Origin of the sequence: Rhodococcus sp. PD04 (genome assembly GCF_035918275.1) — a bacterium.
GTDB lineage: Bacteria > Actinomycetota > Actinomycetes > Mycobacteriales > Mycobacteriaceae > Rhodococcus > Rhodococcus rhodochrous.
This window is the reverse complement of record NZ_CP142144.1, coordinates 294436-307342: the sequence shown is the minus strand read 5'-3', so window position 1 is coordinate 307342 and position 12907 is coordinate 294436. Positions and strand designations below refer to the sequence as shown.

Below are 12907 nucleotides of genomic sequence, written 5' to 3'. Positions count from 1 at the left end.
CGTCTCGCTGGGTGGACCGGATGACCTGGTCAGGCCGGTAGCAGATACGGTTCGAACACGTCGATGTGATTGACGACGTTCGGGGCGGCAGGTTCACCCCACAACTCGGTCGCCGAGAACCGCACGGTGTACAGGTGTTCGGGGCTTTCGCCGGCGCCGAGTGCGTTGGTGTCCGGAAAGACATACGCGCCGTGGGTCGCCACGACTTCGCCGACACGACCGCGGACGTATCCGGCGCGGCGGGTGTGGGTGTTCGGTGAGGCGTCCGACCGCACGATGACTTTGTCGCCTACGGCGAATGCGGCCTCGGTGTCGGTCGGGCGTCGGTAATCGGCTCCGTGGGTGATCAGTTGCGAGATCGTCTCCACCAGTTGCGGATCCTGCCGCGTGGGGGTCGTTTCGTCCGGATGGTCCATGTAGTACTGGGTGCGGCGGTCGAGTTCGTCGGAATCGAAGATGCCCGCCTCGATGCCGTGGTGGATCATCGCGTGCATCCAGTGCTCGTAGTATTGCGAGGTCAGGTAGTCGTGCGGGGGGATCTGCTCCATCGCGCCCCGGAACTGGTCGAGATTGAACGCGCCGGCCAGCGCCATCGCCGGGAACATCGTCAAAACCGACCGCTCCCAATCGGAATGGAAAACAGGTTCATCGGATTCGGGCTTGATCGGACCCAGGACGGCGCGGCCACCGAGGTCGTGGATTCCATCCATGAAATGCTCTCCTTGTGCCGTGAGTCACCAACCCTATGTGCCCTCGTCTAATGCGTCAACACGTCATGACCTGATGACATGTTACTGTTCTGTTACCGACGAACAGGGGTGATCCGCACCGTGGGCTGTCCGAGCGTGGATGCGTCGGCGCGAGTGGCTCCAGGGAGCTCCAGAGAGAAAGTGAACATCCCCACCATCCGTCTGGAGGTACGATCGTGGAGACCTATCCGGTGTGTGGGTTGCCTGCAATAGAGCGCCGCACTCGCCTGTGTCGGCACGAGCGTTCTGGCAGTCATTCTTTATTGCCACGTGTATCGCGCTCACGCGCTGTGGACAGTGGGGCAATGGCCCGATAATCTGAGTTCGATTGCCGCGCATTCACTCTGCGGCTCAACGCGCTGACGGCCACAAATTCGACCACACTGCTGTTTGTTTTGGAGACTGGAAGACGTTCGTCGAGCCCCCGGAACGAATCGTGAACCGTCTGCATTCGGAGCTATCTCAAAAGATGCTGACTGTGGCCGGAAGTGCCGCAGAGAGACGTTCACAAAGGAAGGCGAAGAATGAAGTCAGAACGACCCCCGAGAGGGAAGCAGATCTCGCAGAAAGCCTCGACCTCCGCGACCGGTCCCGATCCCACAGAGGAGGATCTGGCAGCTGTCATTGTCGCCTTGACCGGGATCGACATCGCGTCGAATGGCGGTAACGCGGGACCCGAGCGTAGCCGGAAGCAATCCTGGCGACGCTGATGCACAGACGACCCCGAGTTGCGCTCGGTGGTTGCGCATCCGTCCGGCCGGGAACGAAACTGCAGACGGAGCGAGCACGTCGATATGACCAGACATATGCCCTGGTCTTCGGTACCAGCAAGCGAGGTCTCAACTCATCCGAGGGCAGGATACAGTTCTGTGCCGGTCGCTTTCGTCAAATGGAGCTGCTGCCTGAGTCGGTCCTCGCTCAAGGTGACGGTGCCCCGCGGTAGCTGAAACTCGCCGTGACGCATTGCCGCGGCGATCCGCTCGCTATCCTCGGCTTTCCGGGCCGCTTGCCACCATATGTGAACTGCCTCGAACACCGACTCGCTCAACGTCGACAGCGGCGGTGCCCAAGGACCGAATTGCGCCCGGTACCTCTTCAGGAGCGAGGCGTTACCTTCCGTTTGTAATCCTTGGAAGTACCCCGAGACGGAGTAGAGGCCACGGGCCGCTTCGTCGCCGATGTACGTCAGCGTGGACTCTTCCAAGGCGGGCGCCAGAGTGATGCACTGATCCCGCAATCCCATTGCATAGCATTGCCGTTCGAACGCAACAGCATCAGCTCCGACGAATGTCGACAGTACGATGTCGGCACCCGATTGCTGGATCGATTCGATGATCGGGGCGAAGTCACGAGTTCCCAGAGATGCGAACTTTTCCCCGACGACTCTGGCGCCGTACCGAGGCAACAGTTGGCGTGCCAGGCCGTGTGTCGTACGGGGCCAACAATAGTCGTCGCCGGCCAGAAACCATCGTCGCACCCCCTCCATCCGCATGAGTGGTTTCACGGCTGCTGCCAACTGGTCGCCCGGCCGCTCGCCGAGCTGGAGGCGGAGACGATCGCCGCGCCCTCCTTCGTTCATGACCGGCTGTACCAGCAGCACGGGTGCATCACTGAGCGCCTCGGCAACGGCGGTGTAGGTAGCCGATGTGGCGGCGACCAGAATGGTCCGGCAGCCTGCCTGGACGAGTCGTCGCGCTTCCATGACGCCGGTCTGCGGGTCTGTGGCGTCATCACCCACGATCAACTCGACTGGACTGCCGTGGATGCCGCCCTCGGCATTGATTTCCTCCAGTGCCAGCATGGCGGCGTTGTCAATCGAGGTGGCGAAGAGGCTGCCGGGTCCGGATTTCGACGTCAACAATCCCAGACGGGGATGGGAAGAGGCGTTTCGAGAGGTAGGGAACCCTCGACGCCGCATCAACCATTCCAATCCGGGCTGGTCGAGTTCGGCGATGAGCCGAACTCTCGTACCACCGTTTGCGGCTTCGAAACGGAGTTTGATACGCCCTCGCCAGGGCTGGTCGTGCACGATATCGAGGTACGCATGCGGACGTGCGGCAGCAATACGGCCGAGGATTTCGACCGGTTCTGCGCCGGAACCGCTGAGGTGGACCGCCATACGCACGGCAGCGCCGGGTTCGACCCGATCGCATACCGCGCCGAAGAGCCATCCCGCCTCGTCGCCTGCTCCGAAAAGGCTGTAGGCCACCGAGGGCGGGGATGCGGTCCACTCTTCGGCGTGCAGTACGAGCTGGGTCACCGTGTTTCCTGGAAGCTATGCACGTCGCAAGGTTGTGTCGGTGGCAGCGGTGCGGTCTGCGGCCTCGACGGCATCTGACAGGGCTCCTCGGAACAATTCCTGCAACATTGCAATGACATCGCGTGCGGGACCGGCCGGGTCGATCGAGTAGAAACGGAAGCGTCCGGCCTTACGTTCGGTGACCAGGCCCGCGTGCCGCAGGATCCGGAGGTGGTTCGAGACGCCGGTGCGTCCCACGCTGTCGATCTGGTCGACCAGTTCGTTGACGCTGCACTCGTCACGCTCTGCCAGCACAGTGAGAATGGCTCGCCGTACAGGGTCGGCGAGGGCATCGAAGGCCAGCTGTGCGGACAAGGTCCCGATCTCCTCGAGTCAACAGTCAATTACATATAGAAGAGTACCTCCTCGTAGCTCGTACAGGACGGGCCGACTTCGCACCGCTCCGACGACCGGACCAGCTACATCTGCAGCAGGAGAAGCCGGGTGTTAGGGTCTGTGCCGTCCCCACGGGAGCCCTATTGCAGGGGCTGAGATCGGGCTGAGGCAGCCTGCGACCGTCGAACCTGCCCGGGTAATGCCGGCGAAGGAAGTAGGAACGATTCCGATGAGTGCACCCAATTCGCATGCCCTGAGCTATGTCCACGACGAGGAACACGACCTGCGTGTACCTGTCACAGAGATCCGCTTGAACGACTCTCCCGGCGGGGTGCCGAACCCGCCGCTGCAGGTCTACCGCACTGCAGGTCCCGATAGCGATCCGCTGGTCGGGCTCCCGCCGACGCGCGCCGACTGGATTGCTGCTCGCGGCGACGTCGAGCACTACCCGGGGCGAGAACGGGATCTGCTCGACGATGGCCGCTCGGCGGTGCGGCGTGGAGAGGCGTCCCAGGAGTGGAAGGGGCCCCGACCTGTCCCGGTGCGAGCGAAGACAGGCCGGACGGTCACGCAGATGCACTATGCCCGGGCGGGGATCATCACCCAGGAAATGCGGTTCGTGGCGCTGCGGGAGAACTGCGACGTGGAACTGGTGCGCTCGGAGGTGGCGGCGGGTCGGGCGATCATCCCCGCCAACGTCAACCACCCCGAGTCCGAGCCGATGATCATCGGCAAGTCCTTCCTGGTGAAGATCAATGCCAACATCGGCAACTCAGCGGTGACCAGCTCCATCGTCGACGAAGTCGACAAGATGCGCTGGGCCACCCGTTGGGGCGCGGACACTGTGATGGACCTGTCCACCGGCGAAGATATCCACACCACCCGAGAGTGGATCATTCGCAACTCCCCGGTGCCGATCGGCACGGTGCCGATCTACCAGGCTCTGGAGAAGGTCGCCGGCCAGGCCGATGCGCTGACGTGGGAGATCTTCCGCGACACCGTGATCGAGCAGTGTGAGCAGGGTGTGGACTACATGACCATCCACGCCGGAGTGCTGCTGCGCTACGTACCGCTCACGGCCGAGCGGCTCACCGGCATCGTCTCCCGAGGTGGGTCGATCATGGCCGGTTGGTGCCTTGCCCATCACGAGGAAAATTTTCTCTACACCCACTTCGACGAACTGTGTGAGATCTTCGCCCGCTACGACGTGGCATTTTCCCTCGGGGACGGGCTGCGACCGGGGTCGATCGCCGACGCCAACGACGCCGCGCAGTACGCCGAACTGGACACCCTTGCCGAACTGACCACCCGTGCCTGGGCTCACGACGTTCAGGTGATGGTCGAAGGCCCTGGCCACATCCCGATCCATCGGGTGCGGGAAAATGTGGAGCGTCAGCAGAAGTTATGTCATGGAGCGCCTTTCTACACCCTGGGGCCGCTGGTGACCGACATTGCTCCGGGCTACGACCACATCACCTCCGCGATCGGGGCCACCGAGATCGCCCGCCATGGCACCGCGATGCTGTGTTACGTCACCCCGAAGGAGCATCTGGGACTGCCGAATCGGGACGACGTGAAGACCGGGGTCATCACGTACAAGATCGCCGCTCATGCTGCCGACATCGCCAAGGGCCATCCCGGTGCCGTCGAGCGTGACGACGCGTTGTCGAAGGCGCGTTTCGAGTTTCGGTGGCGGGATCAGTTCGCTCTGTCGCTGGATCCGGATACGGCCGAGCAGTTCCATGACGAGACGCTTCCGGCTGAACCGGCCAAGACGGCGCACTTCTGCTCGATGTGTGGGCCGAAGTTCTGCTCGATGCGTATCTCCCAAGACATCCGGACCAGGTTCGGTGACGCCGCCGACCAGGCCGCCGTCGCCGGGATGCAACATATGTCCGACCAGTTCAGGGCCGCCGGCAGCACGGTGTATTTGGATGCCCCTACTGTCCTGTCCTCCGAAAGTAAGCGTGTGACACAGGACAACTGAGGTCGCAGGGGCGTTGAGTCCAGGTGACGGGAGGACACGGACGCAACGCCCTCAGCGGCGTGACGCACGCCCGCACTTGCTCTGCCGGGTGGCGTTGTGTCGCGATGACGAAGGTGGTCGAGGACGGAGTCGGCATCGATGTGCGGTTTCGCGGTGCCGGCGACCGTCCGGGTTCGAGCACGAGGGGAATGAGATTCAGCGGCGGTATCCACTCGTGCTCAACGAAAGTGCCCATGTGTGAGCGGGGTTCGCTGTAGCAGTGATCGGGTGCCGGCGGGCGAGGCGGTGACGACATCGCCCACCTCGCTGCCGAATCGGGGGTGACCTGCACTTGTGACTCGCTCAGCTTCGAGGCACCGAGGAGTAGTTGCCCGGGTGGTCTCGACGCCGGCCGTGACACGGTGCGGGTTGCCGTTCCCCTCACCGTGTCATGGCAGGCGGCCGTCTCGGGGGAGCGGTCGTGATCGTCGGCCCGGTCGATTCTGCTTCCGGGATCGGCGGTCGCTGCACACGTGCTGGAACGCGTCCGGACCATCCCGCATTCGCTCGGCGTCGACCTCGCGCGGCGGCGTTGTCCACCATCTCCGCGCGGTAATCAGTCTTCTCGATGATGCCTTGCGGGTTCTTGACCCGGGCAGGTACACCGCACCCGAGACCCTTGCAGCGTTGGCGGTGCCGATCAGAGCAGCGTGAACGCGCCGACTACTGGGCAAGAGAGGCGGATTTGGTCGCCTCCAAGCGGCCGAAGTACCGAGATCTGGAGAGCACGGCAGTGGCTGAGATGAAGCGCGGCCGATCGGCTCCCGTCTCGATGTTCTCCCCGCAGGGGCCGAGTTCGGCGATAGTGGCATGCGCTTGTGAGACTGAATGGGCCGACGGGGAGAATTTCTCGTTGATCGTGTCGACGTGACGCGCCCGAACCGACAATTTTCCGGTCATGCCGAACTTTTTGGCTGTGTCGATGTCGGCTGCGACGGTATCCCGATCATCCGCAGCGGTCGGGCCGTCGATAGGCGCTGCGATTTCCGCCGTCTTGCTGGCGATGACGAGGGTCGAGCGGGCATACGCCAGGCCTTCTGGTGTCCCATCGATGTCGAGGTCGCTGCAGAAGTCTCTGATGCCGAAGGCCAAGCGCACGACCGGTGAGCATTCAGCGATACGGTCGGCCTGACGAAGCGAGGAAGCAGTTTCGACCATAGCGACGATCGGGACATGGGGGAGTGCGGCAGACACGATGTCGATGTCTTGCGGACTCTCGGTTTTCGCAAGAACAATTCCGGTAAGGCCCGGGGAATCGCGGAGTATTTCCAGGTCGAGTGCAAGTTCACGGGTCGAAGCGTCGTTGACTCGGACCCAACCGACTCTGTCGCGAAGCCACTGCGCCGCAACTGTCCGTGCAGATGTTTTCTCCCTGTAGGGCACTCCATCCTCGAGATCGAGGACAAGGCAGTCCGGACTGGTAGCGACCGCGGTATGCAACCGAGCGAGATCGGTAGGGGGGACGAGTAGCCATGATCGGGCAAGGCGTGCCAGCTCGGTTCGCGCTTCCCGGGCTGCATCGGGTTCCTCGAAGTCGAATGACATCGTTGTTGTCGATCTCCAGTATTTATTCGAATCAGTGGATGTTGTGGATTATCGATGCTGTGCGGACGAGTCCTGGAATCTCCGATTTCTGCAGGACAGTTGCCATGAACAACTGTCAGGGGGTCAGAGCGATGTACTTGGTGTTGAGGTACTCTTCGATTCCTTCGCTGCCGCCCTCGCTGCCCAACCCGGACTGCTTGATGCCGCCGAAGGGAGCCGCTGGATCGGAGATAATGCCCCGGTTCACGCCGACCATCCCGAATTCGAGGGCGCGAGCGACTCGGGACGCTCGATCGAGGTTCTGCGTGTAGAAGTAGGCAGCCAATCCGTAGTCGGTGTCGTTTGCGCTCGCGACTACTTCGGCCTCGGTGTCGAAGCCTGTGATGACCGCAACCGGACCGAAGATCTCTTCACTGAGGATGCGTGCACCGGCAGGTACATTGTCGATGACGGTCGGTTGGTAGAAGTAGCCGGGACCGTCGATGGGTGTCCCGCCCGTGCGCACGCGTGCTCCGGCAGCAACGGCTTCATCGACCAGTGCTGCAACCGCGTTGCGTTGCTTGGCATTGATCAACGGACCAAGCGTGACGTCGTCTTCGTAACCGGGACCCACTGTTGTCGCGGCGATCCGATCGCACAGAGCACGAGTGAACTCTTCCCGGATCGAATTGTGTACGAGCAGTCGATTGGCGGCAGTACAGGCTTCACCACCGTTACGCATCTTGGCGGCCATCGCACCGTCGACTGCGGCGTCGATGTCGGCGTCATCGAAGACGATGAACGGGGCATTGCCGCCAAGTTCCATGGAGCTCTTCAGTATCTGATCTGCGGATTGTTCGATGATCTTCTTCCCGACGGCGGTGGATCCGGTGAAGGAGACCTTTCGCAGTCGACGGTCCTTCATCAGAGTGCCGACGACGTCTGGGGCATCGAGAGTCGGTAGTACAGACAGAACACCACGAGGAAGACCGGCTTCAGCAAAGACGTGTGCGAGCAGCAACATGGTGAGGGGAGTGTCCTCGGCCGGTTTGACGATGATGGTGCATCCAGCCGCGAGCGCCGGGCCGATCTTGCGTGTCCCCATCGCGAGCGGAAAGTTCCAGGGCGTGATGGCCAGGGCTGGACCCGCAGGTTCCTTGATCACCGCGATGTGGCCGTTTCCAGACGGTGCGGTCGCGGTACGACCGCCGATTCGAACAGCTTCCTCTGCGAACCACCGGAGGAACTCTGCTCCGTACACCACCTCGCCGCGACTCTCCGCCAACGGTTTGCCCATTTCGAGTGTGATCAGCCGGGCGAACTCTTCGGACCGCTCCATGACGAGTTCCCAGGCTCTGCGAAGGATCTCCGACCGTTCGCGAGGGGCGGTCGCAGCCCATGCCGGCTGAACCTCGGCAGCCGATGCGAGCGCGTGTCTTGCGTCGGCGACGCTGCCGTTGGCTACGGTCGTCAAGACGGTGCCCGTCGCAGGATTCACAATGTCGAAACATCTACCGGAACAGGACTCGCGAGTAGTGCCGTCGATCCAGAGGCCGGTCGGGACGGCAGCCAGTAGGGAGCTGAAGCCGGTCATCGAGGTTCCTTTCGGATGGTGCCAACCGTGGCAATAGCGGGTGCGAGCCTGACTCGTGAAAAGTGAAGCTCTGCGAAGAGCCGGATCATCGACTTCCGCTCAGAGGGAACGAGTGACGATGGTCGCGGTTTTGGGCAAGGAACAGCAATGAGAAGGCCATCCGGACCAGTTCTCGTCGAGCTCCACGGAGCGGCCGTTGACGCGTCCCAATCCGGTCAGTTTCACGATGCCCGGTAGATAGGGGAGCAAGATCTCGTGTGTTACTACCCGGACGTCATCGTCCTCGGTAGGGATGAGTTGAATGTCGTGACACCCATTGATCTGGACTATCATGGCGCTTCTTCGATCGATGATCCGTCGATGACCCGACGGCGCATTGTCCGAATCAGTGGTCCGTCTGATTCGGCAGCAGCGAACGCTTGCTGCCATTCAGGATCCGCGAGCATCTGGGACCACTTGTTTTCGAGCTCGGCCAGGTTTGCGAATCGAACGGTGTACACCAATTCGCCGAAGGAGTGTTCTCCGATCAGTGTGTGGCCGGCGCTGATCAGCTCCATGTCGTATCGCTTGAACATGCGGGCCGTGTGGTTGGTGAAGAGGTCGATTATCGCCGACAGTTTGCCCGGTACCGCGACGTACTCCCTGATCTCGTAGATCACAGCTGTCCTTTCTGTCAGTTATCCGGAATGCCGTTGGGCAATTCGTGAAACTTGCTGGCGTAAAATACGAGTGGGTCCTGCTCGGCTTCGAAGTCGTGTCCGATGATGCGGAGAAGCACGAATCGATGATCGCCCGTCGTGGTTTCCGATTCGATTTCGCAGTCGAACCAGGCTGCTGCACCGTGCAGGAAGACTGATCCGTCGGGCCCGCTCTCCCAGCTCACGTTGGCGAACCGGTCGACCTGGCGGGCGGCGAGTTGCCGGCACGGTGTCTGCTGTCCTGCTCCCAGGACCGACAGTCCGATCCGTGGTCGTTCTCGTAGCTTGGGCCAGGTGGTCGAGGACGTCTGAACGAACACGCCCACCAACGGAGGCTCCAATGACACGTTGACGAACGCACTGACGGCCATACCGATCGGCTCACCGGTCACGTCGGTCGCGCACAGCGCGGTGACCCCGCTCGGGAAGCGGCCGAACGTTGCGCGCAACGCCGCTGTGTCGACCGTACCGATGTCGTCGTGGACACCTCTGAGGTTTATGGCCGTCATGATCTGGCCTTCGGCGTGTAGGGCTTTGTCAGAACACATGGTTCTTCCCCCCGAATACCTCGCTGACGGAGTCGTCGGTGAAGATGCACCGGATCGAGTCGGCGAGCATCGGTGCGCACGATACGACGTCGACGGTCGACGGGGCTCCGGGCCCGAGGGGGATGGTGTCTGTCACGACGATGCGCTCGAACGGAGAGTTGGCGAGGTTCTCGTGCGCAGAGCCGCTGAACACTGCGTGGGTAGCGGCGGCGAAGACTCGCGAGCATCCGGCGCGGACGACCGCCTCGCCTGCTGCGCGTAGGGTTCCCGCGGTGTCGATCATGTCGTCGACGATGATCGCGGTTTTACCTCGTACATCTCCAATGACGGTGGTGATCTCCGCGACCTGCTGCTGAGGACGTTCCTTGTCCAGGATGGCCAGGCCGGCACCGATGCGAGTGGCGAATTGCTTATTGAGCTTTACGCGACCGGCGTCCGGCGCGACGACCACCAGGTCGTCGTCCAGCGCGGCGAAGTGGTCCGCGAGTGCCATCAGCGCGGTCATGTGGTCGACCGGAACGCTGAAGAAGCCCTGAAGCTGTCCCGCGTGTAGGTCCATCGTGAGTACCCGGTCGACACCGGCTGCCTCGAGGATTCGTGCCACCATACGAGCCGAGATGGGTTCGCGGGGTGAGGATTTCTTGTCCTGACGGGAGTAGCCGAACCAGGGGGTGACCGCGACTACTCGGCGTGCACTGGCGCCGATGGCTGCATCGATCATCACGAGCAGTTCGACCAGTGCGTCGTTGGCGCTGAGGCCTTCGATGGGGTTTGCGCACATCGGTTGGATCAGGAAGACGTCTGCGCCTCGAATGGATTCGTCGAATCTGCAGTACACCTCTCCGTTGGAGAATGTCTTCAGAGCGACCCGACCCAGATCGACCTGCAGGTTGGAGGCGATCGACGAGGCGAGCGCCGGATTGGCGCGGCCCGAGAACAACATCAATTGTTTCTGGGATCCGAACGGAATGGAGGTCGTCATTGGTGGCCTTCCAGGTAGATGCCGGGGAATCGGGCATGTGCGGGGAGTGTGGCGCGAAAGGACGAGAGCATCGTGGGGATGTAGCGGTGGGTTCGAAGGTGGAGATTCCCGTATCGGCGATAGAAACGTTTCTATGGAGGGTGGGCGGATACGGCGCCCAGCATGATCACACGGTGATCGGTTATACGTGTGCGGCGTTGACCTCGTCGGCGATCGGCATCCCTGTGCGGGCACCGACATGTCTGACCGACAGTGACGCTGCCGTTACTGCAAGCGCACTTGCGGCTCCGAGCGGCATCCCGGAGGAAAGCGACGCTGCGAGCACACCGTTGAACGTGTCGCCCGCACCGGTTGTGTCACGCACGTCCGATACCTGCAGGGCCGGGACGGGTTCGATGGTTCCGTCGGGATAGGCCACGATCGCCCCCTTGTCCCCTCTGGTCACGACGAGGCACGCTCCCGTGGCCCGAGCGACGTTCGCCGAGGCGTCACCGACGTCGGTGAACGGGATGGACAGTGCAGCGCACAGGTCACGAAGCTCTGAACTATTGGGTGTCAGAACCGACGCTGCGTGGGCGCTGGCGATGAACTCGTTGCGCACAGGGGCCGGATTCAGCACACAGCGCAGTCCCATGTCGGAGGCTGTCGACACGGCAGCTTCGACCGCTGCCGGGAGGATTTCGGTGCTGACGAGTACACATCCGGCCCACCCCGATGCACGCTCGACGGCCCGGCGAACGAGTGCCGGCGTAAGGGCAGCGTTGGCCCCGGCGGCAACGGCGATCTGGTTTTCCCCCACCGCGTCGACCACGATCAGGGCAGTGCCGGTGGCGGTGTCGTCGAGGACGGCGACGTCGGTGACGTCGACACCGGAGGCGCGGAGCTCGACCAATGCCTCGCGTCCGAGTTCATCATCGCCGATCGCTCCGCAATAGCGCACCGGCACGTTCATGCGGGCGGCTGCGATAGCCGCGTTCGCGCCCTTGCCGCCGCCGAACTTGTCCAGGTGTGGACCGACGACGGTCTCACCCGGACCGGGTAACCGATCGACGGCCACGACCAGATCGACGTTGAGGGCGCCGACCACTAGAACCCCGTTACTCATTGACGCTCCCGCTGATAGTGCACACCGATGACCGATCCTGGAGTGTCGTCGGTAACGGATCCATGGGTTCCGGTGTGCGGTTCTCAATCAAATCGAAAAGGACTGTCGCTGCGCGGTAGCCCATGTCTCGCGCCGGCTGGCGCACGGTGGTGAGCCGCGGCGTGAGAAGCGACGACAGAGGAAGGTCGTCGAAGCCCACGATGCTGACGTCCTCGGGCATACGGAGCCCTTGTGCGCGGCAATACTCCATCGCGCCCACAGCCATGAGGTCGTTGGCGCAGATCAGGGCAGTGGGCCGAGTCTGCGCCGCCAACGCGCGTTGGGCCAGGTCCCGGCCGGACGATTGCTGGTAGTCGCCGTAGTACACCGGGACCGTGTCCGGGTCGATGCCTGCCCCGGCAAGTGCCTCGCGGTAGCCGGCCAGTCGTTGTTGAGCCGTCCACAGACCCTCCGGACCGCCGATGACCGCAACGTCCCGGTGGCCCTTGTCGAGGACGTGTTGCGCGACCTGGCGAGCTCCCCTGCGGGAGTCGCAGACCACGGCGGGCAGGTCGATGCCCGGGATCTGCTCGTCGACGAGCACCACCGGACCAGAGCGAGCCAGTTCGTAGCAAGCTTCGGGCATGGACCCGGTGCTGGTCAGGTAGATGACTCCGTCCACGCGTTGGCTGCGCAGCAATCTGGTCTGGGCTTCCTCGGATTGTTCCGAGCTGCCCGGGACCACCAGGACCACCAGGACATCACGTGCCGATGCGGCTTGATGGACCCCTTCGGTGATCATGGCGAAGAACTGATTGGTCAGGTCGGGTACGACCATGCCAATACGGGAAGCGCTGCGGCGTTTGAGATTACGCGCAGACTCGTTCGGCGAGTATTCCAGAACTCGCACGGCGTCGAGCACACGGGTACGGCGGTCGGGCGCAACCGGGCCGGAGTCGTTGAGTACGTAGCTCACCGTGCTCATGGAGACTCCAGCGTGTTCCGCGACGTCCTTGATGGTCGTGCGCTTGCGCGTGCGTCTGTGCTCAGATGACGCCACAGCAATC

Annotated in this window: 11 protein-coding genes and 1 riboswitch; of the genes, 1 reads left to right on the top strand and 10 read right to left on the bottom strand. The window is 62.7% G+C overall.

All coding sequences use genetic code 11. From position 1 onward, the window contains the following. Window positions 1-29 precede the first annotated feature (29 nt). The 3 genes from nthB to U9J23_RS25760 all read right to left on the bottom strand — a co-directional run bounded on the left by nthB (window position 30) and on the right by U9J23_RS25760 (window position 3363). Complete coding sequence (nthB, locus tag U9J23_RS25770) at window positions 30-710, bottom strand: nitrile hydratase subunit beta (protein ID WP_272268907.1); 681 nt, start codon at window positions 708-710, stop codon at window positions 30-32. 883 nt (window positions 711-1593) lie between these two features. Continuing rightward, window positions 1594-3009 carry a substrate-binding protein gene (locus U9J23_RS25765; RefSeq protein ID WP_268656018.1) on the bottom strand — a complete coding sequence of 472 codons (1416 nt, stop codon included), beginning with the start codon at window positions 3007-3009 and terminating at the stop codon, window positions 1594-1596. Window positions 3010-3024: 15 nt separating this feature from the next. Beyond that, window positions 3025-3363 carry an ArsR/SmtB family transcription factor gene (locus U9J23_RS25760; RefSeq protein ID WP_120284965.1) on the bottom strand — a complete coding sequence of 113 codons (339 nt, stop codon included), beginning with the start codon at window positions 3361-3363 and terminating at the stop codon, window positions 3025-3027. 142 nt (window positions 3364-3505) lie between these two features. Next, window positions 3506-3615: riboswitch (TPP riboswitch) on the top strand. Here U9J23_RS25760 and thiC point away from each other — a divergent pair. Continuing rightward, window positions 3614-5371: a phosphomethylpyrimidine synthase ThiC gene (thiC, locus tag U9J23_RS25755; protein ID WP_268656019.1), complete on the top strand. Its 1758-nt coding sequence runs from the start codon at window positions 3614-3616 to the stop codon at window positions 5369-5371. (Overlaps the previous riboswitch by 2 nt.) A 702-nt stretch (window positions 5372-6073) precedes the next feature. Here thiC and U9J23_RS25750 read toward each other — a convergent pair. The 7 genes from U9J23_RS25750 to U9J23_RS25720 form a co-directional block, all read right to left on the bottom strand. Then, entirely contained in the window at window positions 6074-6955 is an 882-nt protein-coding gene (locus U9J23_RS25750; RefSeq protein WP_088899672.1) for an HpcH/HpaI aldolase/citrate lyase family protein, read from the bottom strand. Window positions 6956-7070: 115 nt separating this feature from the next. Next, window positions 7071-8528, bottom strand: a complete 1458-nt coding sequence (locus U9J23_RS25745; protein ID WP_088899673.1) for an NAD-dependent succinate-semialdehyde dehydrogenase — start codon at window positions 8526-8528, stop codon at window positions 7071-7073. A gap of 329 nt (window positions 8529-8857) precedes the next feature. Beyond that, a complete protein-coding gene (locus U9J23_RS25740; protein WP_039583675.1) occupies window positions 8858-9187 on the bottom strand; it encodes an NIPSNAP family protein in 330 nt (109 codons plus the stop codon). Window positions 9188-9201: 14 nt separating this feature from the next. Further along, on the bottom strand, window positions 9202-9774 hold the full coding sequence (locus tag U9J23_RS25735) for a flavin reductase family protein (RefSeq protein WP_253250136.1): 573 nt from the start codon (window positions 9772-9774) through the stop codon (window positions 9202-9204). Continuing rightward, a complete protein-coding gene (locus U9J23_RS25730; RefSeq protein WP_052227156.1) occupies window positions 9764-10756 on the bottom strand; it encodes a ribose-phosphate diphosphokinase in 993 nt (330 codons plus the stop codon). Before U9J23_RS25730 ends, U9J23_RS25735 begins: the two co-directional genes overlap by 11 nt. A gap of 181 nt (window positions 10757-10937) precedes the next feature. Then, window positions 10938-11861 carry a PfkB family carbohydrate kinase gene (locus U9J23_RS25725; protein ID WP_039583674.1) on the bottom strand — a complete coding sequence of 308 codons (924 nt, stop codon included), beginning with the start codon at window positions 11859-11861 and terminating at the stop codon, window positions 10938-10940. Further along, complete coding sequence (locus tag U9J23_RS25720; protein ID WP_084222256.1) at window positions 11854-12900, bottom strand: LacI family DNA-binding transcriptional regulator; 1047 nt, start codon at window positions 12898-12900, stop codon at window positions 11854-11856. Before U9J23_RS25720 ends, U9J23_RS25725 begins: the two co-directional genes overlap by 8 nt. Window positions 12901-12907 lie beyond the last annotated feature (7 nt).

Excerpts from the sequence above, each read along its gene's own strand:
- U9J23_RS25730 (WP_052227156.1), bottom strand. The coding sequence starts at position 10,756 with ATGACGACCTCCATTCCGTTCGGATCCCAGAAACAATTGATGTTGTTC.
- U9J23_RS25750 (WP_088899672.1), bottom strand. The coding sequence starts at position 6,955 with ATGTCATTCGACTTCGAGGAACCCGATGCAGCCCGGGAAGCGCGAACC.
- U9J23_RS25735 (WP_253250136.1), bottom strand. The coding sequence starts at position 9,774 with ATGTGTTCTGACAAAGCCCTACACGCCGAAGGCCAGATCATGACGGCC.
- U9J23_RS25725 (WP_039583674.1), bottom strand. The coding sequence starts at position 11,861 with ATGAGTAACGGGGTTCTAGTGGTCGGCGCCCTCAACGTCGATCTGGTC.
- U9J23_RS25745 (WP_088899673.1), bottom strand. The coding sequence starts at position 8,528 with ATGACCGGCTTCAGCTCCCTACTGGCTGCCGTCCCGACCGGCCTCTGG.
- thiC (WP_268656019.1), top strand. The coding sequence starts at position 3,614 with ATGAGTGCACCCAATTCGCATGCCCTGAGCTATGTCCACGACGAGGAA.
- nthB (WP_272268907.1), bottom strand. The coding sequence starts at position 710 with ATGGATGGAATCCACGACCTCGGTGGCCGCGCCGTCCTGGGTCCGATC.